At 45.7% G+C, this 26813-nt stretch carries 25 protein-coding genes; 16 read left to right on the top strand and 9 right to left on the bottom strand.

Annotated features, from left to right (window positions below):
• The first annotated feature begins 105 nt into the window (after positions 1–105).
• Positions 106–1479: a leucyl aminopeptidase family protein gene (locus A3IE_RS0101830; RefSeq protein WP_020393870.1), complete on the top strand. Its 1374-nt coding sequence runs from the start codon at positions 106–108 to the stop codon at positions 1477–1479.
• Here the strand turns inward: A3IE_RS0101830 and ypfJ are convergent.
• A complete protein-coding gene (gene ypfJ, locus A3IE_RS0101835; RefSeq protein ID WP_020393871.1) occupies positions 1476–2336 on the bottom strand; it encodes a KPN_02809 family neutral zinc metallopeptidase in 861 nt (286 codons plus the stop codon). The two genes, A3IE_RS0101830 and ypfJ, sit on opposite strands and share 4 nt — an antisense overlap.
• A gap of 265 nt (positions 2337–2601) precedes the next feature.
• Between ypfJ and A3IE_RS0101840 the strand changes: the two genes are divergently transcribed.
• The 6 genes from A3IE_RS0101840 (at position 2602) to rpoS (ending at position 6265) form a co-directional block, all read left to right on the top strand.
• The gene (locus tag A3IE_RS0101840; RefSeq protein WP_020393872.1) at positions 2602–3135 is read left to right on the top strand and encodes an RNA polymerase sigma factor; all 534 of its coding nucleotides are present in this window, start codon (positions 2602–2604) and stop codon (positions 3133–3135) included.
• Positions 3132–3560: a hypothetical protein gene (locus A3IE_RS0101845; RefSeq protein WP_020393873.1), complete on the top strand. Its 429-nt coding sequence runs from the start codon at positions 3132–3134 to the stop codon at positions 3558–3560. Before A3IE_RS0101840 ends, A3IE_RS0101845 begins: the two co-directional genes overlap by 4 nt.
• A gap of 35 nt (positions 3561–3595) precedes the next feature.
• Positions 3596–3802 carry a hypothetical protein gene (locus A3IE_RS0101850; protein WP_020393874.1) on the top strand — a complete coding sequence of 69 codons (207 nt, stop codon included), beginning with the start codon at positions 3596–3598 and terminating at the stop codon, positions 3800–3802.
• A gap of 11 nt (positions 3803–3813) precedes the next feature.
• Positions 3814–4290: a DUF3106 domain-containing protein gene (locus A3IE_RS0101855; RefSeq protein WP_020393875.1), complete on the top strand. Its 477-nt coding sequence runs from the start codon at positions 3814–3816 to the stop codon at positions 4288–4290.
• 67 nt (positions 4291–4357) lie between these two features.
• Positions 4358–4996, top strand: coding sequence for a tetratricopeptide repeat protein (locus A3IE_RS0101860; protein WP_020393876.1), 639 nt, complete (start codon positions 4358–4360; stop codon positions 4994–4996).
• 258 nt (positions 4997–5254) lie between these two features.
• Positions 5255–6265, top strand: coding sequence for an RNA polymerase sigma factor RpoS (gene rpoS / locus A3IE_RS0101865; protein WP_020393877.1), 1011 nt, complete (start codon positions 5255–5257; stop codon positions 6263–6265).
• Positions 6266–6328: 63 nt separating this feature from the next.
• Here rpoS and A3IE_RS0101870 read toward each other — a convergent pair whose 3' ends face one another.
• Positions 6329–6697: an Mth938-like domain-containing protein gene (locus A3IE_RS0101870; RefSeq protein ID WP_020393878.1), complete on the bottom strand. Its 369-nt coding sequence runs from the start codon at positions 6695–6697 to the stop codon at positions 6329–6331.
• Positions 6698–6824: 127 nt separating this feature from the next.
• Here A3IE_RS0101870 and alaC point away from each other — a divergent pair, with 127 nt between their 5' ends.
• The 5 genes from alaC to purT all read left to right on the top strand — a co-directional run bounded on the left by alaC (position 6825) and on the right by purT (position 12615).
• Entirely contained in the window at positions 6825–8039 is a 1215-nt protein-coding gene (gene alaC / locus A3IE_RS0101875) for an alanine transaminase (protein ID WP_020393880.1), read from the top strand.
• A 15-nt stretch (positions 8040–8054) separates the two neighbouring features.
• Positions 8055–9371, top strand: a complete 1317-nt coding sequence (locus tag A3IE_RS0101880; RefSeq protein ID WP_020393881.1) for a homoserine dehydrogenase — start codon at positions 8055–8057, stop codon at positions 9369–9371.
• 3 nt (positions 9372–9374) lie between these two features.
• Positions 9375–10814, top strand: a complete 1440-nt coding sequence (thrC, locus tag A3IE_RS0101885; protein WP_020393882.1) for a threonine synthase — start codon at positions 9375–9377, stop codon at positions 10812–10814.
• A gap of 129 nt (positions 10815–10943) precedes the next feature.
• Complete coding sequence (locus A3IE_RS0101890) at positions 10944–11330, top strand: cystatin family protein (RefSeq protein ID WP_020393883.1); 387 nt, start codon at positions 10944–10946, stop codon at positions 11328–11330.
• An 88-nt stretch (positions 11331–11418) separates the two neighbouring features.
• Entirely contained in the window at positions 11419–12615 is a 1197-nt protein-coding gene (gene purT, locus A3IE_RS0101895) for a formate-dependent phosphoribosylglycinamide formyltransferase (RefSeq protein WP_026154724.1), read from the top strand.
• A 143-nt stretch (positions 12616–12758) separates the two neighbouring features.
• Here purT and uvrA read toward each other — a convergent pair whose 3' ends face one another.
• Positions 12759–15581 (bottom strand): excinuclease ABC subunit UvrA, encoded by a 2823-nt coding sequence (uvrA, locus tag A3IE_RS0101900; RefSeq protein WP_020393885.1) that lies wholly within the window; start codon positions 15579–15581, stop codon positions 12759–12761.
• Between the two features lie 144 nt (positions 15582–15725).
• Between uvrA and A3IE_RS0101905 the strand changes: the two genes are divergently transcribed.
• Both A3IE_RS0101905 and A3IE_RS0101910 read left to right on the top strand, forming a co-directional pair.
• Positions 15726–16322: a DUF938 domain-containing protein gene (locus A3IE_RS0101905; protein WP_020393886.1), complete on the top strand. Its 597-nt coding sequence runs from the start codon at positions 15726–15728 to the stop codon at positions 16320–16322.
• Positions 16323–16383: 61 nt separating this feature from the next.
• Positions 16384–17409, top strand: a complete 1026-nt coding sequence (locus tag A3IE_RS0101910; RefSeq protein ID WP_026154725.1) for a thioredoxin family protein — start codon at positions 16384–16386, stop codon at positions 17407–17409.
• A gap of 178 nt (positions 17410–17587) precedes the next feature.
• Here A3IE_RS0101910 and cas6f read toward each other — a convergent pair whose 3' ends face one another.
• The 4 genes from cas6f to csy1 are packed head-to-tail and all read right to left on the bottom strand — an operon-like array spanning position 17588 to position 21356.
• Complete coding sequence (cas6f, locus tag A3IE_RS0101915; RefSeq protein ID WP_020393888.1) at positions 17588–18190, bottom strand: type I-F CRISPR-associated endoribonuclease Cas6/Csy4; 603 nt, start codon at positions 18188–18190, stop codon at positions 17588–17590.
• Positions 18191–18199: 9 nt separating this feature from the next.
• The gene (gene csy3 / locus A3IE_RS0101920; RefSeq protein WP_020393889.1) at positions 18200–19210 is read right to left on the bottom strand and encodes a type I-F CRISPR-associated protein Csy3; all 1011 of its coding nucleotides are present in this window, start codon (positions 19208–19210) and stop codon (positions 18200–18202) included.
• 11 nt (positions 19211–19221) lie between these two features.
• A complete protein-coding gene (gene csy2, locus A3IE_RS0101925; protein ID WP_020393890.1) occupies positions 19222–20118 on the bottom strand; it encodes a type I-F CRISPR-associated protein Csy2 in 897 nt (298 codons plus the stop codon).
• On the bottom strand, positions 20115–21356 hold the full coding sequence (csy1, locus tag A3IE_RS21790; RefSeq protein WP_157832819.1) for a type I-F CRISPR-associated protein Csy1: 1242 nt from the start codon (positions 21354–21356) through the stop codon (positions 20115–20117). The genes csy2 and csy1 overlap by 4 nt, the downstream gene beginning before the upstream one ends.
• Before the next feature lie 434 nt (positions 21357–21790).
• Between csy1 and A3IE_RS0101935 the strand changes: the two genes are divergently transcribed.
• A complete protein-coding gene (locus tag A3IE_RS0101935) occupies positions 21791–22036 on the top strand; it encodes a type II toxin-antitoxin system Phd/YefM family antitoxin (protein ID WP_020393892.1) in 246 nt (81 codons plus the stop codon).
• Positions 22033–22455, top strand: coding sequence for a type II toxin-antitoxin system VapC family toxin (locus tag A3IE_RS0101940; protein WP_020393893.1), 423 nt, complete (start codon positions 22033–22035; stop codon positions 22453–22455). The genes A3IE_RS0101935 and A3IE_RS0101940 overlap by 4 nt, the downstream gene beginning before the upstream one ends.
• 1 nt (position 22456) lies before the next feature.
• Here the strand turns inward: A3IE_RS0101940 and cas3f are convergent, their stop codons facing one another.
• Positions 22457–25759: a type I-F CRISPR-associated helicase Cas3f gene (gene cas3f / locus A3IE_RS0101945; RefSeq protein WP_020393894.1), complete on the bottom strand. Its 3303-nt coding sequence runs from the start codon at positions 25757–25759 to the stop codon at positions 22457–22459.
• The gene (gene cas1f, locus A3IE_RS0101950) at positions 25756–26715 is read right to left on the bottom strand and encodes a type I-F CRISPR-associated endonuclease Cas1f (protein WP_026154726.1); all 960 of its coding nucleotides are present in this window, start codon (positions 26713–26715) and stop codon (positions 25756–25758) included. The genes cas3f and cas1f overlap by 4 nt, the downstream gene beginning before the upstream one ends.
• Positions 26716–26813: the final 98 nt, after the last annotated feature.

A 26813-nucleotide genomic window follows, 5' to 3' on the forward strand; every position in this document is an offset into this window, starting at 1 on the left:
CTAATTTGTCAATCATTAGCCGATAGTTTTCAACTAAGTCAAAGAAATTATAGGTTAAGCTCTAATCTATATAATCAACATTAACAGTCTTTTAGGGTAGCTATTATGTTCTTTATTGAAAAAAATGAATTCACTATTCCTTTACACCTTGTCACAGAAGCCCAATGGACTGAAACCAAATTGCAGTTGGCGGCAGGACGTTTAAATTGGCTTGAGTTACAAGGTTTTAAGGGGAAGGCAGGTCAATTCGTGTTAATGCCGGATGATGAAGGGCATGTGGCTGAGGTATGGGTCGGATTCGATAGTAGTGAGGGCTACACGTGGGCTTTGGGGCAGTTGCCGAGCCAATTACCCAGTGGCGAATATGCGCTGAGTGGGGATTGGTTGGAAGATCAAGTCGAGCAGCTTGCTTTAGGCTGGGGGCTGGGTAGTTATCGTTTTGAACAGTTTCGGAAACCAGATACTAAAATCTCGCCTTTACTGCATTTGCCTGAGCAGCACCAAGAGCGTGTCAGAGCCATCGTGGAGGCTATTCATTGGGTGCGTAATTTGGTGAATACGCCAGCTAACCATATGATGCCATACGATCTGGAACAGGCCATGAGTCGCCTTGCTGAAGTGCACGAAGCACAGTTTCGAAGTATTGTTGGTCAAAGTCTCTTAACGCAAAATTTTCCCGCCATTCATGCAGTAGGGCGTGCTAGTGTTCATGCGCCGCGCCTATTAGAGCTAAATTGGGGGGATGAGAGCGATCCGCGTGTTTGCTTGGTGGGGAAAGGGGTCTGCTTCGATACCGGTGGGTTAGATATTAAACCCTCTTCAGCCATGCGTTTAATGAAAAAAGATATGGGTGGGGCGGCGCATGTGTTGGGCTTAGCCAAACTTATTATGCAGCTCGAATTACCAGTGCGTTTACAGGTGTTAGTGCCAGCGGTGGATAATGCCATCGGCGGTGATGCGTTTCGCCCAGGTGATGTATTATCAACCCGTTTAGGCAAAACGGTCGAGGTAGATAATACCGATGCGGAAGGGCGTTTGATTTTATGTGATACTTTGGCTTATGCCGTAGAAAGTGATCCAGAAGTCATTATCGATTTTGCGACCCTAACCGGTGCGGCTCGTATCGCTTTAGGTACTGAAATTCCGGTATTTTTCACCAACGATCGTAGCCTCATGCAGCAATTGCAAGCTGCAGCAACGCGCTGCAATGAATTGATCTGGAATTTACCCTTACATAAGCCTTATTTCGAGAAATTAAAAAGCTCCGTTGCTGATTTGAGCAATAGTGGGGATAGTTATGGTGGTGCTATTACGGCTGCTTTATTTTTGAACGAGTTTGTGCCCGCCCAAGTGCCTTGGGCGCATTTTGATGTCATGGCATGGAATTTACGCGCTCGCCCCGGTAGACCCATTGGTGGTGAGGCAATGGGGCTTTTGGCAGTGTTCAATTATTTAGAAATGAATTTCGCAGCCGATTAGCGAGCAGAGGCAAAAGTATTACAACGATTCATATCGCCATATTGCAGACCTGTTTTAAACCACTGAACGCGTTGTTCTGAGCTACCATGGGTAAAGCGATCTGGATTAACGGCACGGCCTGACATACGTTGCAAGCGGTCGTCGCCGATCGAGGCGGCGGCCTGTAAGCCGGCTTCAATATCACCTTGCTCAAGAATATTAAATTTGCGTTGGGCTTGATTGGCCCAGACACCGGCGAAGCAGTCTGCTTGTAATTCTAATAAAACCGATAAAGCATTAGAATCGCGTTGAGAGGATTGGTTTTGCATACGGCTAATTTGAGTCGTAATGCCTAAAAGATTTTGAACATGGTGTCCTACTTCATGACCAATCACATAAGCACGTGCAAATTCGCCTGAAGCGCCCATTTGACGCAGTTCATTAAAGAAGCCTAAATCGATATAAACCTTGCGATCGCCGGGGCAATAAAAAGGGCCGGTAGCGGAGCTAGACATGCCACAAGCCGAAGACGTTTGGTCTTTAAAAAGCACTAGTTTAGGTTCTTGATATTGAGCGTTAGCCTCTTGGAAAATGGGGTTCCAAATATCTTCAGTACTCGCCATGACCACGGAAACAAACTCCGCTTGTTCGCGCTCGACACCGGTTTCTTGATAGGCGGTATTAACGTTCGAACTGCCACCGCCGCCTAAAATATTATCGGCTACTAAACCAAAGATTTGACTAGGATTAGCGCCCATTAGCCAAGCAATCACCACTGTGGCGATTAGGCCAAGCCCGCCAATTCGTACCGGACCACCCATCCCTGAACCACGGCGATCTTCGATATTGTCACTGCGTCTTCCGTCTCTCCAGCGCATTCTGGGGCCTCTCTTAATAGTTAAGCTAATGTTAGTCGTGGCGAAAAGTTATGGAACTTAGTCTGCCTTTACGCTTCAGAAGAATAATGCCAAATGGCGTACAGGTGTCAACGTTTAAAATGATGAGGCGTTAGTATGCTTAAATCAGGCGCGTTGTAGCACATGGGGTGCAGCCACTGTCGTAACAAGCAGCCATTATAACAAGGCATCCATACGACAGTGGTAGAGAGTATAAAGGAGCATTGGTCTGGATTCGTCAGCTTTGATGAATGCGTTTCTGCAATCCGTTGAGCGGCGTGCCTTGGTAACAGCGCGGCTAGCTACGCAAGATAGCGAAGAAGCATTGGATATCGTGCAGGATGCGATGTTGGCTTTAGTCAGTCGTTATCAAGACCACTCTGAAAAAGAGTGGGGCGCATTATTTCACAGTATCTTACACAGCAAAATTAATGATTGGCATCGTCGGCGTCAAGTACGCTCACGGTGGAGGGTATTTTCGCGCACGCAACCAGAAGAACTTGAAGATGATAATGAGGTTTGGGAGCCTGAAAATACCGTCGCTCAAACACAATTTTTAGAGCCAGAGCTACAGCTGCAAAGTGAACAGTTGGGTGAAGAATTAGTGAAATTAATTGAGGCTTTGCCGTTACGTCAGCAGCAGGCATTAGTGCTAAGGGCGTGGGAAGGTTATGACATTGCGCAAACCGCAGCGATCATGGGCTGTTCTGAGGGAAGTGTAAAAACTCACTTTTCACGGGCTGTGCATAGTTTGCGCCAACATTTAGGAGTCTTTCGATGACAAACGGGCGGGATGAGCTTGCATATCAAACATTAGAGTTAATGCACGCTGTTCGAGAGGGCTTGCAAGCGCAAACGGAGCGTTTAACGGCTAAGGAATTACAAGCCTTAAAAAACCTTCGTGAGCAAGCTTTGCAAGGTCAATCAATGACCAGCTTAATGGCGTGGCGGCAAAAAATGGGGCGGTTTTTTACGTTGCCAGTGAGGTCTCGTCATTATTCACTGGTATCACGCTTAACCTTTACGGTCGTTACCGTGATAGCAGTGGGTTGGTTTCTAACGCAAAGCAAGACGATTGATGGATCAGAGCCAGTTTTGCCGCGTGCAGTGGAAGCCAGTGGTGTGGCTAAAGACACCATGATGACCGAGGACACTGAGTTTCTCGAACATCTGGAAATGTATGAGTGGCTGGCTACCAACGTGTAAATAGCCACTATTAACTTAACAATGAGGTAAAAGCGATGACCCAAGGGAAAGGATTCCATTGGTGCTTACTTGCACTAACACTGTGGATAACGCCTAGTGTGGCGCAAGAAGAAGCAGAGGATATTGTAGCGCTCATGAACTGGTGGCAAACCTATGGACGCTATTGGGAGGAGATCGGTGTTGATACGAATACGGACTCTCCTGATCTGTTCGCGCTAGCACAGGACGTTCATCAGCCATAGGAGGGCAAGCGATGAGGCAAACTGCGTCAGATTGGGCATTTCTGGTGCTACACCGTTGTTTATTCGTTTTTTGTATCAGTTTCTTAACTATTTCATCGGTTTGGGCGGAGAGTTGGAGTCAACTCAGTACTCGCGAGCAGCAAGTCCTAAAAGACTATCAAGCGCAGTGGACACAATTTCCGCCCCAAACCCAACAAGCCTTGCGCGATTGGGCCAATCTCTCGGTGACTGAACGTGGCTTAATCAAACAGCGCCGCCAACAGTGGCTCGCTTATTCAAGTGCTCGGCGCGCCGTATTGCAACGCAAATTAGATCATTATCGCAGTCTAACACCCGAGCAGCGTCAGAAAATAAAAGCATGGTGGCGTTGGACACAAAAATTACCAAGTGATGAAAGAAAAAAGCTGCTTGCCAAATGGCCGAATTTATCAACCGATCAGCGTAAGTCTTATATTAAAAATTTAGAAAAGCAGTACGGTAGACCTTAAAAATTTATTTTAGTGTTAGAGCATTCGCTAAAAATCTGCTTCAGTGACGGGCTATGGGGGCGTGCGTATGACATTCGAACAAGCTTTAACAGCTTGGCAACAAGGTAAGCGCGAAGTTGCCATTCGCGCGTGGCAGACACTGGCATCAACAGGTGATTTGAACGCGCAATACCATTTAGCCATGTTATTAGATCAAGGCAATGGCGTTGAACGTAACGCAACCTTGGCCGCTTATTATTATCAGCAAGCGGCTGAGCAAGGTTTCGCAGATGCGGCTTTTAATTTGGGGGTTATGCTCGATCAAGGTGATGGCCTGAGGGCAAATCCGAACCAAGCAGTGCGCTGGTATTGGCTGGCTGCAGAGCAGGGTAACGCCGATGCCCAATTTCGTATTGGCTTAAAATTTGACACCGGTGATGGTTTACCGGCTGACTCCGAGCAGGCAGTTAAGTGGTATTTAGAAGCCGCTGCCCAAGGGCAGGCTGAAGCTTGTCACAATTTAGGGCGCTGTTTTGCCCTAGGTGAAGGGGTAAAGCGCGATGAAACAGAAGCCTTTAAATGGTTTAGCATAGCTGCGAAACTAGGTATAACCAAATCCGAACAGCATCGGGAGCGTGTTGGCCGTGATCTCACCGTGCAGCAACGTTCACAGGCTAGCCAGCAAGTTGATCAATGGTTAAGCAGGTTAAGCTTGTATTCAGCTTAAGCTTGGCAATTATTTTTCAAATTTTTTTTAAAAGCTTTTTAAATCAATATTTTAGAAAATATTAAGTTTTGGTTAAGCTCTTTTCAGGTTTGAGAAAGTGTGATATTTTGAACTAAAAATAAGTATTTCAATAAAAATTTAATAGTCGATTTAATAAAGTAATGTTGATTGTTGAGAGAGTAGCAAGTTTGGGGATTTATAAAGTTTGCTTGTTAATAGCAGGATGTTGGTCCTGTAACAAACCCAGAGGAGGCAGTAATGCACAGCCCACAGACTCATGCGCATCTCAAAACAACCGATTATTGTTTGAGTAGCGATGAAGATGATTTGGAACTTGAGGCTACTGAACAACCAGATGACTTAGATGAACTAAGTCTTGAGGGCACTGTAGACGATTTATTTGTTCAACCCGATTTGCAGGCCGCTAATCTGCCTGAACGTGATGCAACACAGCTCTATCTTCGTGAAATAGAGGTTGCGCCTTTATTGACCCCAGAAGAAGAAATTCATTTTGGTCGTCTAGCACGTGACGGCGATCCTCTTGGGCGCAAGAAAATGATTACTAGCAATCTACGTCTGGTAGTAAAAATTGCGCGTCGTTATTTGGGGCGCGGTTTGCCTTTGCCAGACCTGATTGAGGAAGGTAATTTAGGCTTAATTCATGCGGTCGAAAAGTTTGATCCTGAGCGTGGTTTCCGCTTTTCTACTTATGCAACTTGGTGGATTCGCCAAAATATTGAACGCGCTTTAATGAATCAAACGCGCACGATTCGCTTACCGATTCACGTCAATAAAGAACTGAGTGCTTATATGCGTAAGCAGCGCGAAGTGGCACAGAAGTTAGGTCGTGAGCCAACTTTGACTGAAATGTCTGAGTTATTAGGGCGTTCGGTAGACAGTATTCGTCGTTTATTGGGTTTTAATGAGCATGTTTCCTCGCTGGATCTACCGGTAGGCAAGGAAAGCGATAGTCCATTAGTTGATTTCATTGCTACTGAAGAAGAGCAAGAACCCTCATTTATCTTAGAGGATGAGCGTGTTGGCTATTCGGTTGAAAGTTGGCTGACGCAATTAGACGAAAAGCAAAAAGAAGTCATTGTTCGTCGTTTCGGTCTTTATGGTCATGAGCGTACTACGCTGGAACAAGTGGGTGCTGAGTTGAATCTAACGCGTGAGCGTGTACGTCAGATTCAAATGGATGCATTAAAACGCTTGCGCCGTATTTTGGAAAACCAAGGTTTTTCCAGCGAAAGCTTGTTAGGCAATTAAGCATAATCCAATCGTCATACTTATTTTTAAAGAAGCAAGCTCTTGCAGCTTGCCTTTAAACTATTAGGGAAACACACCCATGACAACAGAGCGTTGTTCTGCGGCTAATACTGTATAAGTACGACAAGCTGCAGCGCTAGTCATTATTTCAAAACCTTTCCCATGGGTGACCAAGGTTTTTAAAACCTCGTGTGAAGGTAATAAGTGTTGCTCACCTGTGCCCAAAATAATAATACTTGCAGGGATGTCCAACAAAGTCTGTAACTGACTTGCGTTAAGGCTCTCAAAGCGCTCGGCGTTCCAGTCGGTAATTAAGTGCTGGGGGCCAATAATAAATGGGTGTTCTAAACGCTGATTATTGACTTGTACCCAACCCGCGCCATAGGACATGATGCGATAAGTGGCATCATTCGAATCTTCACTAAACTTCACCTTGACCTTCCTTGACTAAACCCTTGATTAAACGTGCGCTGCAATTGACAGCTAGTATACTGAATTGTAATGTGACCGGCTCTATATCGCCCCGTGAGGGATTATTTTCTTTTGAGAGGCCAAGGCTGTGCAACAAGATTTCCAACGCATCGACCGCTTACCCACTTACGTATTCAAAATTACGGATGCGCTAAAGCGCGAGGCACGAGCGCGGGGCGAGGATATTATTGATTTTGGGATGGGAAATCCAGACCAGCCTACCCCTCAGCATATTGTTGATAAATTAGTCGAAAGTGCGCAGCGTATGGATACGCACCGCTATTCTATGTCACGCGGGATTCCACGCCTGCGCAAAGCAATCAGCAATTGGTATAAGCGTAAATACGAGGTGGATATTGATCCCGAAACGGAAACCATTGCCACGATTGGTTCGAAAGAGGGGTTAGCGCATTTGGCGTTAGCGACCTTGAGTCGTGGCGACACGGTACTGGTGCCGAATCCGGCCTATCCGATTCATCCTTATGGCAGCATTATTGCGGATGCGGATATTCGCCATGTGCCGTTAGTAGAGGGTAAAGATTTCTTCGAAGAATTAGAAACTGCGGTGAAAACTTCGTGGCCTAAGCCGAAAATGCTAATTATTAATTTTCCAGGGAATCCAACAGGACAAGTGGTGGATTTGGCTTTCTTCGAACGTGTAATTGCCTTCGGTAAAGAGCATGGTATTTGGGTCATTCATGATATTGCCTATGGTGAGATTTGTTTTGATGGTTATAAAGCCCCTTCCATTTTGCAGGTCAAGGGTGCAAAGGATATTGCAGTAGAATTTTATTCGCTTTCTAAAACCTACAATATGCCGGGTTGGCGTGTCGGCTTCATGTCCGGTAATACCACCTTAGTCAAGGCTTTGGAACGGATTAAATCATATTTAGATTACGGTACATTTACCCCGATTCAAGTCGCAGCTATTGCAGCCTTAGATGGTCCACAAGATTGTGTGGAAGAAATCCGTAGCATGTATGAAAGTCGGCGTAATGTGCTGTGTGATGGTTTAAATGCAGCCGGTTGGCCGGTAGAACGTCCTAAAGCGAGTATGTTTGTTTGGGCTAAAATTCCTGAACCCTATAAAGGACTCGGGTCGTTGGAGTTTGCCAAAAAGCTATTAAACGATGCCAAAGTTGCCGTTTCACCGGGCATTGGTTTTGGTGCCTATGGGGATGATCATGTGCGGTTTAGTTTGATTGAAAATGAGCATCGCACCCGCCAAGCTATGCGCGGTATTAAACAAATGTTTCGTCAGGATGAGTTAGCAGCATCCGCTCATAAAACAGTTAAATCATAAGAGGAGTATATTCACATGAAACCTGTCAAGGTGGGCCTTCTGGGGCTAGGTACCGTCGGCGGTGGTACTGCATTAGTTTTATCACGGAATGCTGAAGAGATTGCGCGTCGTGCGGGTCGTGGCATTGTGATTGACTATGCAGCCTCGTTGGATCTTAACCGTATCACCGAGCTAGGTTTAACGACTATTCGCACCACGCAGAATGCTTTGGATGTGGTGACTGATCCTGATATTGAGATTGTGGTCGAATTAATCGGCGGCTATACCATTGCCAAAGATTTGATTTTGCGTGCGATTGATAATGGCAAGCATGTGGTGACCGCCAATAAAGCCCTAATTGCGTTGCATGGCTCTGAAATTTTTGCAGCCGCTCAAGAAAAGGGCGTTATGGTCGCTTTTGAGGCGGCAGTGGCGGGCGGTATTCCGGTGATTAAGGCAATTCGCGAAGGTTTAGCGGCAAATCGGATGCAGTGGTTGGCGGGTATTATTAATGGTACAGGCAATTTTATCTTAACCGAAATGCGGGATAAGGGGCGTGCTTTTGCGGACGTATTACGCGAGGCGCAAGAACTAGGTTATGCCGAAGCTGACCCCACTTTTGATGTGGAAGGGATTGATGCGGCGCATAAGTTGACGATCTTATCTTCGATTGCTTTTGGTGTGCCATTGCAGTTTGAAAAGACCTATACCGAAGGCATTACCAAAATCGCTGCTGAAGATGTGAAGTATGCGGCTGAACTGGGGGTAGGCTATCGCATTAAGCATTTGGGTATTGCGCGTCGTACCGAAAAAGGCATTGAACAACGTGTCCATCCAACGTTGATTCCACACAACCGCTTAATTGTAAGCGTCGATGGGGTTATGAATGCGGTGGTGGTAAAAGGTGATGCGGTTGGTGAAACTTTGTTCTATGGGCGTGGTGCAGGTGCTGAACCGACGGCATCAGCAGTAGTTGCGGATATTATTGATGTCGTTCGTGCGATGACCGCTGATCCGACTAATCGTGTACCTCACTTAGCTTTCCAAGCTTCTACCTTGGCGGACACACCGATTTTGCCGATTGAGGATGTACAAACGGCCTTTTATTTACGGATGCGTGCGATAGATCGCCCAGGGGTTTTAGCCGACATTACCCGTATCTTGGGTGATCGCTCCATCAGTATTGAGGCTTTTATTCAGAAAGAACCGGTGCGTAGTGGAAATGAGGTGGACATTATTATGCTCACCCAGAAGGTGCGCGAGGCAAATATGAATGAAGCGATTGCGGCCATTGAGAAACTGGACTCCGTTTGCGGTGCGGTAACACGGATTCGCGTTGAGACGTTGGAGTAAACCATGCAATATCTTTCAACGCGCGGCCAATCGCCAGCACAATCGTTTAGCCAAATTCTATTGGGTGGTTTAGCACCGGATGGTGGTTTGTATTTACCGGAATGCTATCCGCAATTTTCTGATGCTGATCTAACACGTTTACGTGTTCTTAATTATCGTGAATTAGCCTTTGAGATTTTATCAACGTTTGCTACCGATATTCCAGCCGCAGACTTAAAAGGCATTATTGATAAAACCTATACCGCACAAGTTTATTGCAATGTGCGCGACGGGGATAATCCTGAGGATATTACACCACTGCATACCCTAGAGCCGAGTTTACATTTATTGGGTTTATCGAATGGCCCGACCTTGGCTTTTAAAGATATGGCGATGCAGTTACTCGGTCATTTATTCGAGTATGTGCTGGCCAAAGCAGGGCAGGGTATTAATATTCTGGGGGCAACTTCAGGGGATACCGGCTCGTCGGCTGAATATGCGATGCGTGGCAAAAAAGGCGTGAAGGTATTTATGCTTTCGCCCCATGGCAAAATGTCACGCTTCCAAACAGCGCAAATGTTTAGCCTACAAGATGCCAATATTTTTAATATTGCAGTAAAAGGTGTTTTCGACGATTGCCAAGATATTGTTAAAGCCGTTTCCAATGATCATGCTTACAAGAAACAGTATCAAATTGGCGCGGTGAATTCGATTAATTGGGCACGCGTAGCAGCGCAAATTGTTTATTATTTCAAAGGCTATTTTGCAGCTACTCAATCGAATGATCAGCAAGTAAGTTTTGCGGTTCCTTCAGGCAATTTTGGTAATGTGTGTGCGGGACATATTGCACGCATGATGGGATTGCCGATTAAGCAATTAATCGTTGCTACCAATGAGAATGACGTATTGGACGAGTTTTTCAAAACCGGTGTTTATCGCCCACGCGGCTCGGCAAATACCTATCATACCTCTAGTCCATCGATGGATATTTCCAAAGCCTCTAATTTCGAGCGCTTTATTTTCGATGTAGTCGGTCGCAATGGTACACAAGTTCGTGAATTATGGGCGAGTGTCGATCAAGGTGGTGCGTTTGATTTAAAAGCCAGCGGTTTATTAAATAAGGTTGCTGATTTTGGCTTTGTCTCGGGTTCAAGCTCACATCAGGATCGCTTGAATACCATTCGCGCAACTTATGAAACGTATGGCTTGATGATTGATACCCATACCGCGGACGGCTTGAAAGTAGCCTTGGAATATCGCGAGCCAAATGTTCCGATGGTGGTGTTGGAAACGGCTTTGCCAGCTAAATTTGAGGAATCGATTCAAGAAGCTTTAGGGCGTAGACCTGATCGTCCAAAGGGTTTGGAGAACTTAGAGCGTTTGCCGCAGCGTTTTGAGGTCATGGAAGCGGACGCTCATGCCGTTAAGCAGTATATTATTGCGCATACCTCAGTAGGTTCTTAGAATAATCTGTTAAAAAAGAGCACTAAGCTGCTCTTTTTTAGTTAGATTTTTCAGCACAATGACTCAATACCAGCTAAACTAAATCCCAAAGTTTATTGATAGCGGTTCTAATAAAGGTTAACAATCCGCATGAAAACTCAATTATTTGGTGTATTAGTGATTTGTAGCTTTGGTTTGACAGCCTGTAGTTTGTTTTCCACTGCTCCGGAGCCAACAACAACGGCGTTAGAAGTTTCAACGCCAGCTTCGCCTTATGCAGCAATTGCCACTAGAAAAGTAGTCGGTGGTTTAAGTACGGTGAAGGTTGATAGCGAAGAAGTAAAAGCGGCGGCTGAATTCGCGGCGAAGCGTTTGAATACCTCGGTCAAGTCGGTTGTCAAAGCAGAACAGCAAGTCGTTGCTGGCATGAACTATTATCTCGTGCTCGAAATGGCCAATGGGCGCAAATATGACGTGCAGGTCTATAAAAAGCTTGATGGCAAAATGGCACTGATGGCGCTAAAGAAAATCAGTTAAACCGCTAGCACCTATAAGTTTGTCAGGTTTCTGCTCGAAGTGAATGTGTTATTCTCCGCGCTTTTGATTGGAAGCTCGGAGTAAACCCATGCGTCTTGGAACCCCTCTTTCTCCTTCCGCCACGCGCGTTATGCTATTAGGTAGCGGTGAGCTTGGTAAGGAAGTCATTATCGCTTTGCAACGTTTGGGCGTTGAAGTCATTGCTGTCGACCGTTATTCGAATGCCCCTGGTCATCAAGTGGCACATCGTTTTCATACGATTAATATGGCTGATCCACAAGCCTTGCGTGCGTTAGTTGAACAAGAAAAGCCCCTCCTAATTGTGCCAGAGATCGAAGCGATTGCGACCGATGAATTGGCTCGGATTGAGGCCGATGGTTTGGCAGAAGTTATTCCGACTGCCCGTGCAACGCAGTTGACCATGAATCGTGAAGGTATTCGGCGTTTGGCGGCGGAAGAATTGGGTTTGCCGACCTCACGTTATTATTTTGCGTCTAGCGTGGAAGAAATGCGTGCCGCGGCGAATGAATTAGGCTATCCGTGTTTTGTAAAGCCTGTGATGTCCTCTTCTGGAAAAGGGCAATCTCTGTTGAAAGGTGAGGCCGAGGTAGAGGCTGCTTGGCACTATGCTTTGGATGCAGGGCGGGTCAATCATGGGCGTGTGATTGTGGAAGAGTGTATTCAATTTGATTATGAAATTACTTTATTAACTGTGCGCGCTTTGGCGGCTAATGGGCAAGTAGAAACACAGTTTTGCACGCCCATTGGGCATCGCCAAGTGAAGGGCGATTATGTAGAAAGTTGGCAGGCTCAAGCTATGAGTGAGGCCGCTTTGGCAAAAGCGCAAGATATTGCGCATCATATTACCAGCAATTTAGGCGGGCGCGGTTTGTTTGGTGTGGAATTGTTCGTTAAGGGTGATCACGTTTGGTTTTCAGAGGTCAGTCCGCGTCCACATGATACGGGTATGGTAACCATGATTACGCAATATCAAAATGAATTTGAGTTACATGCACGTGCAATTTTAGGGCTCCCTGTCGATACACGTTTGCATTCAACAGGAGCGAGTGCTGTTATTTATGGTGGTATGGATGCCCAAGGCATTGCTTTTGAAGGACTGGCTGAGGCATTACAAGTCCCAGATAGTGAAATTCGTTTATTTGGTAAGCCAGAATCGTTCGAACGCCGTCGCATGGGGGTAGCCTTAGCGCGAGGCAAAAATACAGCAGAAGCGCGGGAAAAGGCGGCCTTGGTGGCAAGTCGAGTGAAACCACTTAAAGTTTAAGTGTTTCACGTTTCAAAACGCCTTGGCTAATCTTGAAAAATGGCGGGGCGTTTAAGGGGATAGCTGCAGTGGTCGCAATAGACCTCTTTCGTAAATGATGGGTAGCGCGTTGCTTTACTAAGAAAGAGGTCTAATTAGAGTAGTTATAAGATCCGCTTCAAAAACTGCCCTGTGAAGGAATCTTTAACTGTTGCTACTTGCTCGGGCGTTCCTACGGCAATAATGTCACCGCCCCGACTACCCCCTTCAGGGCCTAAATCGATAATCCAGTCTGCAGTTTTGATCACATCTAAATTATGCTCAATCACCACCACGGTATTGCCCCCATCACGTAAACGATGCAGCACTTTTAATAACTGATCTACGTCGTGGAAGTGAAGGCCGGTCGTCGGTTCGTCCAAAATGTAAATCGTCTTGCCCGTTTCGCGTTTGGATAATTCTTTGGCGAGTTTGACGCGCTGCGCTTCGCCGCCCGATAGGGTAGTCGCGTTTTGCCCCAAGGTAATGTAGGTCAAGCCCACATCAATCAAAGTTTTCAGTTTACTATGAATGCTAGGCACGGCTGAGAAGAATTCACAGGCATCTTCCACCGTCATTTCCAAGACTTCGCTGATATTTTTGCCTTTATAACGAATGTCTAAGGTCTCGCGGTTATAGCGTTTGCCGCCACAGACTTCGCAGGTGACATATACATCGGGCAAAAAGTGCATTTCGACTTTGATCACACCATCGCCCGCACAGGCTTCGCAGCGTCCACCTTTGACATTGAATGAGAAACGCCCCGCTTGATAACCACGCGAACGCGCCTCTTGGGTTGCGGCAAACATTTCACGAATCGGAGTAAATACACCCGTATAGGTGGCTGGATTGGAGCGTGGGGTGCGTCCAATGGGGCTTTGGTCAATATCAATAATTTTATCGATTTGTTCTACCCCTTTTATTTCGCGCACCGGCGCCACTTCTACACTGCTGTCGTGCAAATGGCGCGCTAAATAAGGGAAGAGGGTGCGATTGATGAGGGTGGATTTGCCCGAACCAGAAACGCCTGTAATGCAGGTTAATAATCCAAGTGGAATTTCTACGTCGACGTTTTTCAGATTATTGCCGCTGGCGCCAATGATTTTGATGATGCGTTCAGGATTAACGGCTGTGCGTGGTTTATCAATACCAATTTTGCGTTTTCCCGCTAAGAATTGTCCGGTAATCGATTCAGGGGTAGCGGCGACTTGTTGGGGGGAACCTTGTGCAATGATTTGCCCACCGTGAATACCCGCACCAGGGCCAATATCTACCACATGATCGGCGGCATGAATGGCATCTTCATCGTGCTCGACCACAATGACGGTGTTGCCCAAATCGCGCAGGCGGAATAAAGTTTTGAGTAAGCGTTCATTATCGCGTTGATGCAGGCCAATCGAGGGTTCATCCAGTACATACATGACGCCAACTAAGCCAGCACCAATTTGCGAGGCCAAGCGAATCCGTTGTGCTTCACCGCCAGATAAAGTTTCAGCACTGCGGCTCAAGGTTAAATAATCCAGACCGACATTCACCAGAAATTCAAGGCGCAAACAAATTTCGCGCACAATCTTTTCTGCGATTTTGCCTTGTTTACCACTCAGTTCTAGTTGGTTAAAAAACTCGTAAGTTTGGCTGATCGCTAAGCTAGTCAAGGCGGGTAGGTTTTTATCGGCAATAAATACATTGCGCGCTTGTTCATTCAAGCGTGTACCTTTACAGCTTGGGCAAGAACGAGTCGCTAGGTATTTGGCTAATTCTTCGCGCACCGCACCGGAGTCGGTTTCACGATAACGGCGTTCGAGGTTTTTCAATACTCCTTCAAAGGGATGCGAGCGCTGGTAAACCTGTCCTTTATTGCCGATGTAGGTGAACTTAATATCATCCTTGCCGCTGCCATTCAGAATCAGATTTTGCGCCGCACTCGATAAGGTTTCCCAAGGCTTATTGACATCAAACGCTTCGTATTCAGCCAAAGAAGTCAGCATTTGGAAGTAATAGGCATTGCGCTTATCCCAGCCACGCACGGCACCATCGGCTAGACTTAAATGGGGATGTTGCACGATTCGGCTTTGATCAAAATACTGCTCAACGCCCAAACCATCGCAGGTAGGGCAAGCACCGGCTGGTGCATTAAAGGAAAATAAACGTGGCTCTAACTCGGGCAATGACCAGCCACAATGTGGACAAGCATAGTTGGCGGAAAAGGTTATTTCCTCGAGTGTTTCACCCTCCATGGGCGCAATAATCGCTAAGCCATTAGCTAGTTTAAGCGTGGTTTCAAACGATTCAGCCAAGCGCAATTGCAAATCATCACGGACTTTGAAACGGTCAATCACTGCCTCGATGGTATGTTTTTTACGTAACTCCAACGTGGGTGGAGCTTCTAAGTCATAAACAGTGCCATTGACGCGCGCACGCAAATAACCTTGAGCGCGTAATTGTTCAAAGAGCTGGACGTGTTCACCTTTACGCTCGCGTACAATCGGGGCAAGCAGCATTAACTTTGAGCCCTCCGGCAAAGCTAAGACTTGATCCACCATCTGGCTAACCGTTTGTGCTTGTAAATCAATATGATGGGTCGGGCAACGCGGTACGCCCGCACGGGCATACAGTAAACGCAAGTAATCGTAAATTTCAGTGATGGTACCAACCGTCGAGCGTGGATTATGTGAGGTGGTTTTCTGCTCAATCGAAATCGCGGGCGATAAGCCTTCAATATGATCAATATCCGGCTTGTCCATCATCGAGAGGAATTGACGGGCATAAGCAGACAGCGATTCCACATAACGGCGCTGACCTTCCGCAAAAATCGTGTCAAAGGCGAGTGAGGATTTACCCGAGCCAGACAATCCTGTAATTACAATTAATTGGTCACGCGGAAGGTCAAGGTCGATATTTTTGAGGTTATGGGTGCGCGCACCGCGAATGCGGATATAGGTGTCCATTGGGATGTGTCAGCTCGTGGCAGGGTTAATATTGGGACTCTAACAATAGGGGCGAGCCAAGGGAATAACAAGAGCAAAAAGCAGGGGAATCATCCAATCCAATTATGCTAACTTAAGGCAAATCTTATCACTGAGAGCGCCCCTATGTTAGCTAAACCTTATTCTGAAGCCTGCGAGCAAAACAAAGACCCGATCCTCGCGGTTATCAAACCTTTATTTGAAAAGCGTCGCGCGGTATTAGAAATCGGTAGCGGCACTGGTCAGCATGCAGTGTATTTTGCTAAACACTTGCCGCATCTGATTTGGCACACCAGCGACATAAAGGACAATCATCCTGCGATCCAGCAATGGCTAGAGGAAGCGCAATTGCCTAATACGCGACCCCCTTTAGCTTTAGAGGTAGAAAGTGACACGTGGCCAACGCTCGCGGTCGATGCCGTGTTTTCTGCCAATACCACGCATATTATGCATTGGACAGCGGTAGAAGCATTTTTTGCTGGTGTAGGAAAACTATTAGCGCCCCAAGGCTTATTCGTTGTGTATGGCCCATTTAATTACAACGGTCAATATACTAGCGCGAGCAATGCGCGTTTTGATCAATGGTTAAAACAACGTGATCCTTTGAGTGGGATTCGTGATGTGGCGGATCTCAATCGTTTAGCTGAGCAAGCAGGCTTACGTTTGGTGCACGATTACGAAATGCCAGTCAATAACCGTATTTTGTTGTGGCAGCGTGATTAACAGTGTTCTGGGCAGGAATAGTTTATCATGAGGCAAGCTTGAGGTTAGAGGAGAGGATGCAGTGAAAGTCTTGCTTGCAATGAGTTTGATGCTGGTCGTTGGTATGAGCTTTGCCGCGCAGCCTACTAAACAGTTAGAGTCTGGTATGGTGAATCCGGGTTATCAGGAAAAACCCACTTGGTTTAAAGAGTCCTTTCTGGATTTACGTGAGGATATTGCGGAGGCCAAGGCAGCCAACAAGCGTGTTATGCTTTACTTTTATCAAGACGGTTGTCCCTATTGCACGAAATTATTGCGCGATAATTTTGGCCAAACCAGCATTGCTGAATTTACCCAACAGCATTTTGATGTTATTGCATTGAATATGTGGGGCGATAAGGAAGTGACGGATTTAGCGGGCAAAAAACTGAGTGAAAAAGAGTTTGCTAAGCAATTAAAAGTACAATTCACTCCTACGCTATTATTTCTCGATGAATCAGGACAATCAGTATTAAGGGCGAATGGTTATTATGCGCCTGACAAATTCCGAGTAGCGTTACAGTATGTCGCCGATAAGCAAGAGAGCAAAGCTGGTTTTGTCGATTACTTGGCTAAGCAGCAAACTGATTTATCAAGCCAATTAGCCTCGATTCCAGCCAGTTTGCCTCAGCCTTTGAAATTAAAAACAGGGCGCAGTCATAAGCCTTTATTGCTTCTATTTGAGTCGGAGGATTGTGGTGCGCCTTGTATAGAGCTACGCGAGATTTTTAAGCGCAAAGAGGTGGCTATTGCGTTAAGCAATTTTGAGCTGGCCTCTGTCAATCCTCACGCCGACACTAGGCTCGAAACGCCAGCGGGCAAGGATATGACTGCGAAGGATTGGGCAAAAACTTTGGGGATTCACTATAGTCCAAGCTTGGTGTTTTTTGACTCAGATGGTCAGGAAGTGTTTCGCAATGAGGCTTATTTGAAAGCGTTTCATGTGCATGGTGCATTGGATTATGTAGCCACACAAGCTTATCGCTGGCAGCCCGAATTTCAACGTTTCTTGCAGCAACGCCGTGAAATTTTGCAAGCGCGTGGTTTGGCGGTGGATTTGTTGGAATAAGCATTGGGCTATTTTCTAAGCTGCCCATGCGGCAGTGAACAGGAACTATAACTCTATAAGCTCCGGTTTTTCAAACGAAAAGAGGCAAAACCTAAGTTTTACCCCTTTTTTCCAGCAGTTCTCTAAGTATTTGATTGTTAAAGAACCATTTTGACTACAGCAAAATTGGGGGTAAAGTCTAAAAGTCGGGCACGGCCACCGACTGACTCAAACCATAAGAGCTAAATTGCCAGCTCTCAGATTTAGCAGCCACTTGCTTACGAATAAACAAACGAAACGCCTGCTCGTTGCTTTGACTATGCAGATGCACAAACGGCAAATCCGAAAGCATGGGTTTGAAGTCCTTAAAGGCTGCTTGAGCGACCTCTTCAGACACACCTGTAGACTTCATGCGACGGCGTACCAAACGCTCCACCGATGAACGTACTTGCACGCGCTCAAACGTCGCAAAATTTAGATTCGGACGCTCAATCGAGCTTTGGCGCTGATGCACATAATCCTCCAGACGCCGCAATTGCGCCTTAAGATTCAAACGCTCCAAATGGGCATTGTCTAAACTAAATAGGCGTAATTTAGTACCTATTTTCGCTTTTTCTTTTAGTTTACCGCTCTCATCCAAATCATAACGATACTCAGGAAAGCTCAAACCGACTGGATTATGCCCCACTTCCTTTTGCAGATTGACCAAGCACAGATGCACAATGTCCATCACTTTGCCCATAATAAAAGCGGCAGGCACGCCCTCATCCGGCAGGCAGCTTAATTCGATATAGTGATACATAAGCGCCGCCTATTTCGAGGACTGACCAAACACACCACCGCGCACCAACATCGCCATGACATAATGCGCTTCATTCTCGCCAATTGTTTCGCCCGTTCCGAACTTGTCGAATAGGGTGTAAAAATCATTCTTTTTAGGAAGTCTGTAAGCTGTACCTAAATTTGTAACTGAGCCGTAAGCCTCCACCGCAATCGGACGTTCCACACTAGCGGCATACCAAGTATCAATCGTGCGTAAGGCATTGCCGACTTTCTGCGAATGCAAGGCGGCAATCCCATCGGTTTCATACAGAATCTTGCTCTTATCGCCTTTTTCCGTAACTAATTCTTCGCTCGGATAAACTTCTTGCCCTTCACCCAATTGGCTATACGCCTCAATATCCAGCAAGGCAAAATCCGTTTTACCGCTTAAGCTATCCGCTATCACTGTCGCTAAAGCTTGTACCGCTTGGCTATCAAACCCGATTAAACCAATCGCTTTCGCATCAAACACCCACTGCGTTTTAGCGTCGCTATTGACATGCGTGACACGTACTTCAAGCTGCTCTGCGCCTACACGGTTACGCCACAAGAAGCGTGCATTGGCAATATTGGTCGCATAACGTTGGGCTAATTCTTTAAAGCCAGTTTTCTCCACATAAGCGTTCACAGCCGCTTTATAAGTTTCATGGAAATCAGGGTTATTACAAGCTGAAGGCGTAGCCACACCACTTAATACTTTGAGTGTGAAACGAACTTTTAGTGTGTCCTTATCGTTAGGCAACGCACAATGGTCAACGGTTTGCAGATTGGCTTTTTCGACTTCCGCATCCAATTTGGCAGGATCGTTTTCCAAAGCCGTGGATAAACGATTAGAAATCGTACCGCGCACCGACTTCAATTGTAGCTTCAAACCCTGTGCTGTGCCGTGGCGATCTGCCCAACTCACCGCAAACATTTGCGCATCCGAAGGCACTAGCTTTTTCTCAAATGCCAATACCGATGGCATGCTTGCTTTGCCCTTTTTAGGTTCTTTTGCCATGTTCTTGCTCCTTATTGAATACTGATTTCAGCCACTTGCTGCGTACATAAATACAAATCGCCATCCTGCTGATAGCGCCAAATGATCTCACTCACCGTTTCACAGCGAATCGGCATCTTAAATTCGCCCAAGGTCACGACTGATTCCGCAAAACGATGCGGCGTGCTGCTGTCGCGTTGATTCTCGGCCAGAGTGGCGGGTGTGAGTGCATGAAAGCCCGTCGCAATTGGCACAATCCAACCTTTGTGTGCGCGGCTGGTTTGCCATTGCCCTTTGCCTTCGCCCAAATCCGTGCAAGTGTGATTGAGCTGCAATGCGCCATGCAACGCATCCAAGGCGTCTTGCCCGCTTTGCATCGCTTCAACCATCAAATCGCGCTGTTCTATTAGGACGTAGCTCGGCATGAGTCTATGTAGGCTTTTCTTTTCATTGGGAATAAGCATGATCTGCTGACTAATTTCACGTAAAGGCAAAATGTCGCCACCCGCTAACTTCATACGCCCCATTAGCAAATCAGCAACAGCCTCTACTAACTCATCTTCTAAGCCATTGCCTAAGTTCTTAAGCTCAAGCACTAAGGACACCGTCAAGTGACATCGCCCCTCCTCCACAAAAGAAGGGCGGTTGCCATCTTTATCCAAAGGATTTGCGGTTAGCTTTAAGGTGCTTTCGTATTGACTCTGATAATCCTGCATCGCTAAGGCATGGCAGGCTATTCCAACGCCTGACACGGATAGCTTCTTAAAATAAGCCTCTGCATCATTGCTGACATAGCGATTCAAATGCCGCTGCAAAGCATGACCAAAGCCTAAAAAGGCAGTCACGGCGGGAAACCCATAGGTAAAAGGGCTAGATAAGGCATTAGCATTTTGGACTTGGAGCTGTTTAATCAAGAGGTATCGTTTCATTGTCCATCCTCCATCTCCGCTAAACACTGTAAAGCTAGAGCATAAAATTCATCTTTTTCTTCTTTGCCCAACTCCAAATAGGCTGCCAAGGGATGACCTTTAATCATTCGGTTATGGCGCCTAGCGAGCCAAGCGACCATCTGTTGTGCAATCGCTGTTTGCCAGCTCTGTCCAGCTCGTTTAGAAAACTGCGCTTGATCCAACCATACTTGTTGCTCTAGGCTTAAGGTATATCCCTTGGCTTCAGACCAACCACCTTGATAGTTTTGTATAGCGCTTGCCTTCAGTAGCATCCAATCAAACAACTGCACTAGTAATTGGTCACGCCACTGCAAGAAATCTTGTCGAGTAATGTCAGTATTATTGTTGCCAGCAACCAGTAAATCCCTAAAGGCTTTAAATAGCGCTTTTGACTCCTCATCTAAACGTAAAGTAGCGAAGAAATCTTTTTGAGGTAAAGTAGGGCGTAGCAGGTCTAATTCAGGGGGAAAACAGGGCAATAGCCATGCCTCGCCACCATTATTGCTATTCAATTTGCTGACGTTTTGCGGCTTGGTGCCACCAAAATGTTGAATCAGTGTGCCGGTTATTTCTGCATAGCCTTGAGGATGAAAGAGCTGCTGTTTTTTGGCAGTCCGCGCTTCTTTTACTTCTAGCGCATAAGGTTTCATACGCTTTAAACGTTCGCGATGCTCAGTCATTAAACCAGAAGGATAAAGCACCGACAACAAGTGATAGTCGCTTTCTACCGGAAAATAAACCTGCTTGACGTTTGGATGAGTTTTGTAGCCTTCTGCATTGGTTTTGATTTGTAAAAAGGACTTACGCCATACTTGAAAGCTGTCTTCATCAGCACCTAACAAACGCTTTAGGTGATCGGTTTGCGCTTCAAAATGCTGCAATACGGTTTGCCCATCGTCCAAACTTAGGCTTAAAAATGTATATACATCTAAAGCGGCTGCATTACCCACTACATCCTGACCTGCATGTGCATTACCAGAGCGCAACAAGCCATCCGCCTTACGCGCTGTGGAAAACAGAATCGGGCTAGTACGCGCATCAGGATGGCTAAACTTAGCCGGATGCGATACGAGACTTAGCTGAGGAGCACGCTGTGCCGCGTTTGCCACCCACACTAAAACAGAGTAATCGCTCTCGATTTCCGCAGCAGGTTTTTTGCCTTCTTTTAAAGGCTTTTGTTTGCGCCCTTCTAAAAATGTGACAATCGGATTGCTCATAAGACTTCCCGTGAAAAATAAGCTGCCCAAGCGGCAGTAAACATTTAAGAGCAATAAAAACACTACATTTTCTAAGCTACCCATGCGGTAGTAATAAATTGGTCAACGTCCTTTTTTCAAAAGCACTAGCATAGCTAAGCCGACCAGAATTAACGCCATAACAGCTACAACCTCAGCAAATGACCAGTTTACATTTGAGAGACGTTGCAATAGCTCTGAAACCGTCTGTAACAACTCAACCATTAGAGGCTAACCCCAATCTTAATATTCAAGATGATTAAAGCTTAAGCTTGTGAACGATATTAGTCAACGACCATGTAATGTTTAATATTGATCTTAATAAAAATCTACTTGAAAATAATAGTCTTCTGGACATTGGTTTGCAATCAGTTCATCATTTTGGCTAGATTAGCTAGATTTAAAGGAGCTTAGTTATGATGCAATGGCGCTTAGCAGATGCTAAAAATCGCTTTAGCGAAGTGGTAAAACTGGCCTTGAGCCAAGGCCCCCAACAAATACTGCGCCGTAATGAATCGGTGGTTATTCTCTCCTTACAAGACTATCAACGCCTGTTAGGAGATCGCCCCAATTTCCGGCAGTTTCTCCTCGACAGCACGCCCGCCTTGGACGATCTCGATTTGCAACGTGATCGCTCAGCCATGCGTGAGGTCGATTTATGAGAGTCTTACTGGATACCTGTGTACTCTCAGAGCTGCGTAAACCCACCTGCCCACCCCAAGTTCGCCAAGCCTTAGCCATACAACAAGACACAGATTTATTTGTCAGCGTCGTTACCATTGGCGAAATCACTAAAGGCATCGCTTTACTGGATGACAGCCAACGCAAACGCGATTTACGATCATGGCTAAACACATTAGAAACCCACTACCATGACCGTATCCTACCCATTGATTTGGAAACAGTCCGTATTTGGGGTGAGTTCACGGCTAAAGCACAGCGCTCAGGACGCATCGTGGCAGCCAATGATGGCCTCATTGCAGCCACTGCTTTACGCCACGGATTAACGGTCATGACTCGTAATACCTCTGATTTCATCGCTACTGGCGCTCTGTTATTTAATCCTTGGGAAGATGCATAAGTTAGGCTTTACACTTCTCAAAACCTAATTCAGGAGTGAATACAAAACTCTGCTCACCCTCGTTATCAGGCAAAGCAAACTCGCCTAAAAACTCACAGATCTGCTGACGCGATTTACCACTACTGGCAACTTCCTCCTCAATCGCCGCTACATAATCCAAAGTTAGCCATAGCCGCTGTTGGCTAGACTTATCCAATGCCTGCAGCGTGATATGTTGATGTCTTTTGCCTAAACCTTTGCCATCGGGTGAGCGTATTTCAAACGCATCGTTTTCGGTCAGATGTAATTTGTAGCTCGACTCACTCATGGATTGCTTGCGAAAAGGTGTGATGCGTTGTGCCAGACCTGTTAAATAATATGAACCCTCTAACCAACCCCAAACCTGCTCAGGTCGATGATCTTGATTGAGTAATAAATCATTCAATACCTGATGCTCTAAATCATCCAAACGTGTTGTTGGTTGCAAAGGCTGATTGGGTTGTATGCGTGCACTAGCATCCAGCTTTTTCGCTAGCGTTTTTGTATCGAGTAGGGTTTGTAAGCTATGCTTACCGATCAAGGGGTGCTCTTTGGATTCAAAGCCGGGGTGCATGAAGACAATAGACTCAGGCTGTAAATAGCCTTTTAAATTGTATTCTGGCAGGCTGATATTAGGTGTATTGATAGCTTTTTCACGATGTCGTAACACTCGACCTGCCATCTGAATAATTGAGCGCATAGAAGATGGCTCAATCACTGCCCAATCAAAATCATGGTCACGCCCTACTTCTTCAACAGGGCTAGCCACTACAATAAACACCACCTGTTTTTTGCTGGTGCTTTGTAGATGCGGAATGATATTACTCAGCAATTTTTGCTCAGTTTTGCGCTTTAACATCAGCTCTACATGCGCCTCTATGCGTGAACGCAAGAGCAAAACTTGTCGTGCATGATAAGCAATCACCCGAATTTCAATATCATCCGGTACCGCACAGCTCAGTAGATAACGTGTCATCCCGATACAGGGTTCAACATTGGCTAGGCGAATCACTCCCACAGAAAACTGCTTGCCTGTAGTTGGTTCATCAAGTGCATGATTACGATGTAAGGCTAACGCTGCATCAAACAGCTTAGCAAAATACTCCGTTTGAGCTTGAGACTTATCTAGCTTTGCATTGGCAGGCTCTATAGGTAAAATCTGAGCTTTGCGCTTTGGTGGTAATTTAGCTAAGTTTTTGAGGCGCTCATTAACAAAGTTAGTGTGCTTAATCGAAAATTCCTGAGTAGAACTCAATGCATAAGGTTTAGCTTGAAACTCATCCAGCCATAGCACCGTAATTGTGGCACTACGTTTGCAACTTGCTGAAAAAATAGACCAACCCGCTTGATAAGCTTGGTATAACCCTTGAGCAATGGCAGGGGGGATAGTAGCAGAAGAAATCATTAACTTACGCCCCAACATCCCTACCAAATGTACTAGGCGGCAAATCGCTGGATAATCCTGCTCATTAAAATCGTCGACCTCATCAATCACTAAGTCCGCTGACATCAAGCGCAAAGTAGGCAAGATTTGCTTGCCACCCCACACACCTTCGGTAGCGGGCATAAGATGATCAATGGTTGAAACTACAATCGGTGTATCTAAGAAGCGGCGCTTTTTCTGATTACGTTTATACGCATCCTCACCACGGCAACTAAATAGCGTTTCTAAAACAGAATCATCGCCAATGTTGCCGCTTGATACCTCGAAAAAGTCATCAATTAATTGAGCAGACTCCGAACCCTCGGCAACTACTTCATCTTGTGCTTGCTCACGTTTTTGTTCATGCAAATACTGCACAGCCGCTGAGCCAATTAAAACCGCTAACTCGGTTTCACCTTCAGCACGATGTTGAAAAATCTTTTCACGGTATTCGTCACCCGTTTGTAGGGTTAAAGTACGTAAACCTAAAGCCAAGTTATAGCGCAGGCTTTCATCATCACTAAGTGCATACATGACTTTGGCATTGGCAAAGGTTTTCCCTGTTCCGGTGCTTGCCATATTGATCGCAAAAAAGCCACCTTTGCTTAAGTCATGGTCTTTTTTCCATTGGCTAATCTCATTCACTGCTTTATTTTGCCAATGATAATCAGGTGGTGAAGGTTTGCGTAAAGCACGGATTTTACCGACTCGTGCCAACTTTTCTTCAATGGCTGGTAATAAATGTGCGACCTTTAAAGCCTCTTTAGAAACATTGAACAAATGCTCATCTAAACGCTGCTTAAGAGGTCTAATTCCGCTAGCATCCGCTTTATCAGTATTGGCAAATAGCTCAAGCTCATTCCAGCCCTTCTCTGCTTTAGCCGCAGAATAATGATGGTCACCAAGCATCAAGCACAAGCGAGCTAAAGTGAGATTACTACGCTCAATCGCCTGCAATTGCTCAGTTGAAAATAACGCTAAGCACTGCTTAGCTTTTTCGGCTTGTTTAGCCGCTTCCTTACACCATTTTTCTGAAATCAGCGGCAAATCATTAGAGAATTTCCACTTCAGCTCGGACTCTTTTAGCGCCCCTTTGAGATAGCCCGCTTGCTGTAAACTAATAGAGCGAAATATTTGCTTAGGCGTGACAACTTCATCTCCGTTGCCAAAATCCGACTCGTTCAACTCTGGCAAACGATGATGTGAAACAATCAACCAAGCCACCCAAGCGCTAAAAGGCGACAACCCGTGTAAGGGCTTTAAAACATTTTTTTGCGTAGGTACAGGTGATTTAATTAAACGCTGAGAAGCGGCTTTGCGTGTTTTTGCGTCTGCACTACCTAACGCGGCTAATTCGCTAAGCCATTGCTCGTCCGTTTTCCCTAATACAAACGCCCGAAATAATAAAACCGAAACCCACTCATGCCGTATCGGATCGCGCTTTTTATTATCTTTCAGCATGATCTGGAAATAGTCCCACGACTTGCCAAAATCATGAAATAAGGCGGAAAGTGCTACTAAAGTTTTAATCATCTGCAAATACTGCCAATCGTTTTCTAAATGCTCTTTGAGCAAATCACGTTGGGTGCGATTCACGGGCACATTACCCGCAAAATCAAATTCGCGTTTATTCCCGACTACCCATACTAACTCGGTGCGACTGGTGCCATGCATACGGTGACAAGCCACAGCGGTAGTTTTGCGCGCGGTCTTGGCAAGACGACTTTTCACCGCATTTAAGCCTTCTTGGGTAATCACAGTTTGCCAAGTACGCTCACCAATGCGATTGGCATAAGCATCTAAAATTTGGCGGGTGATTTTTAGCGAGTTTTTCTGGCACTGCGAAATGAAGGTCACAATCATAAACCTTGCCCAGTTAAAGCCGCTTCTTTCACGCAATCAAACATAAAATCCAGGGCTTCATGTTGGGTGAATGCCTGCAAACAGCGCTGACGAAATTCTTGTTCTGTATCACCTTCGTGAGCGGCAATAAACGCTAAAGGCAACACCAAGCTATCTTTAATTAAATCAGCAATATCAAACACCAATGCGCCACGTCGCGTTTTGCCGTGCATCACCGCAAATCCATGCGGAATCCCCAATACCCACAAACAGGTTGCCGCCAAACCATAGGCCAAATAATTACCGTGATTTAAAAAGTGATTAGCATTATCCGTGTCGATAGGGTCGTGATTACGAGTAAAGTCTTCGGTTTTAGTGCGATTCGCAGCGAAAGCATAGAGGGATTTAGTAAGCTGCATTTCTGCTGCCAGTAATTTAGTAACATCGCTACTGTTTTGAATGTCTTGCTGATAACGATTTAAGGTTTTTTCTAAACCATTATCATCCAACGCAAAATCATAAGTTTTGAGCACCCGATCTTTAGTCCAGACTTTCACTAAATACTCTAAGCGCTTTACTTGGAAAAATTTAGCAATGCTTAAACGTTTGTGAGCATCAAACCAAAAATGCATCCATTGTTGCAAATACTCTGTAGGGCGATATTCACTTTGCGGTGAAAGCCATTCAATTTCAGTGGCTGCGAGTAAAGGTGTCCCGCCGCCACCTGAAAAACCAAACATTACCCCCGCTCCGCATAACATTCTTACCGCACCTTGAGTAATGGAAGTACCTGTACCGAGCAACAACACGGTAGTATTGGCAATTGGAATATTCCAATAGTGATTTTCTTCTTGGGCAGGTTTTAAAAATACCACGCGCCCGTCTTTGACCATAACGCGGCAGTGTTCGAGGTAATATAGATTGGCGCGTTTGGAATGGAGAATGTCTGTGTGTGAGGTTTGGGAAGTGGATGGCATAAGAACATTAATCCGTTAAGAGTATTTTTAGTATAAAATACAGGCAGACTAATAGATAGATGAAAAATTAATTTTTAAAAAACTAATGTCTTTATTCA

It is taken from the genome of Thiolinea disciformis DSM 14473 (assembly GCF_000371925.1).
GTDB lineage: Bacteria > Pseudomonadota > Gammaproteobacteria > Thiotrichales > Thiotrichaceae > Thiolinea > Thiolinea disciformis.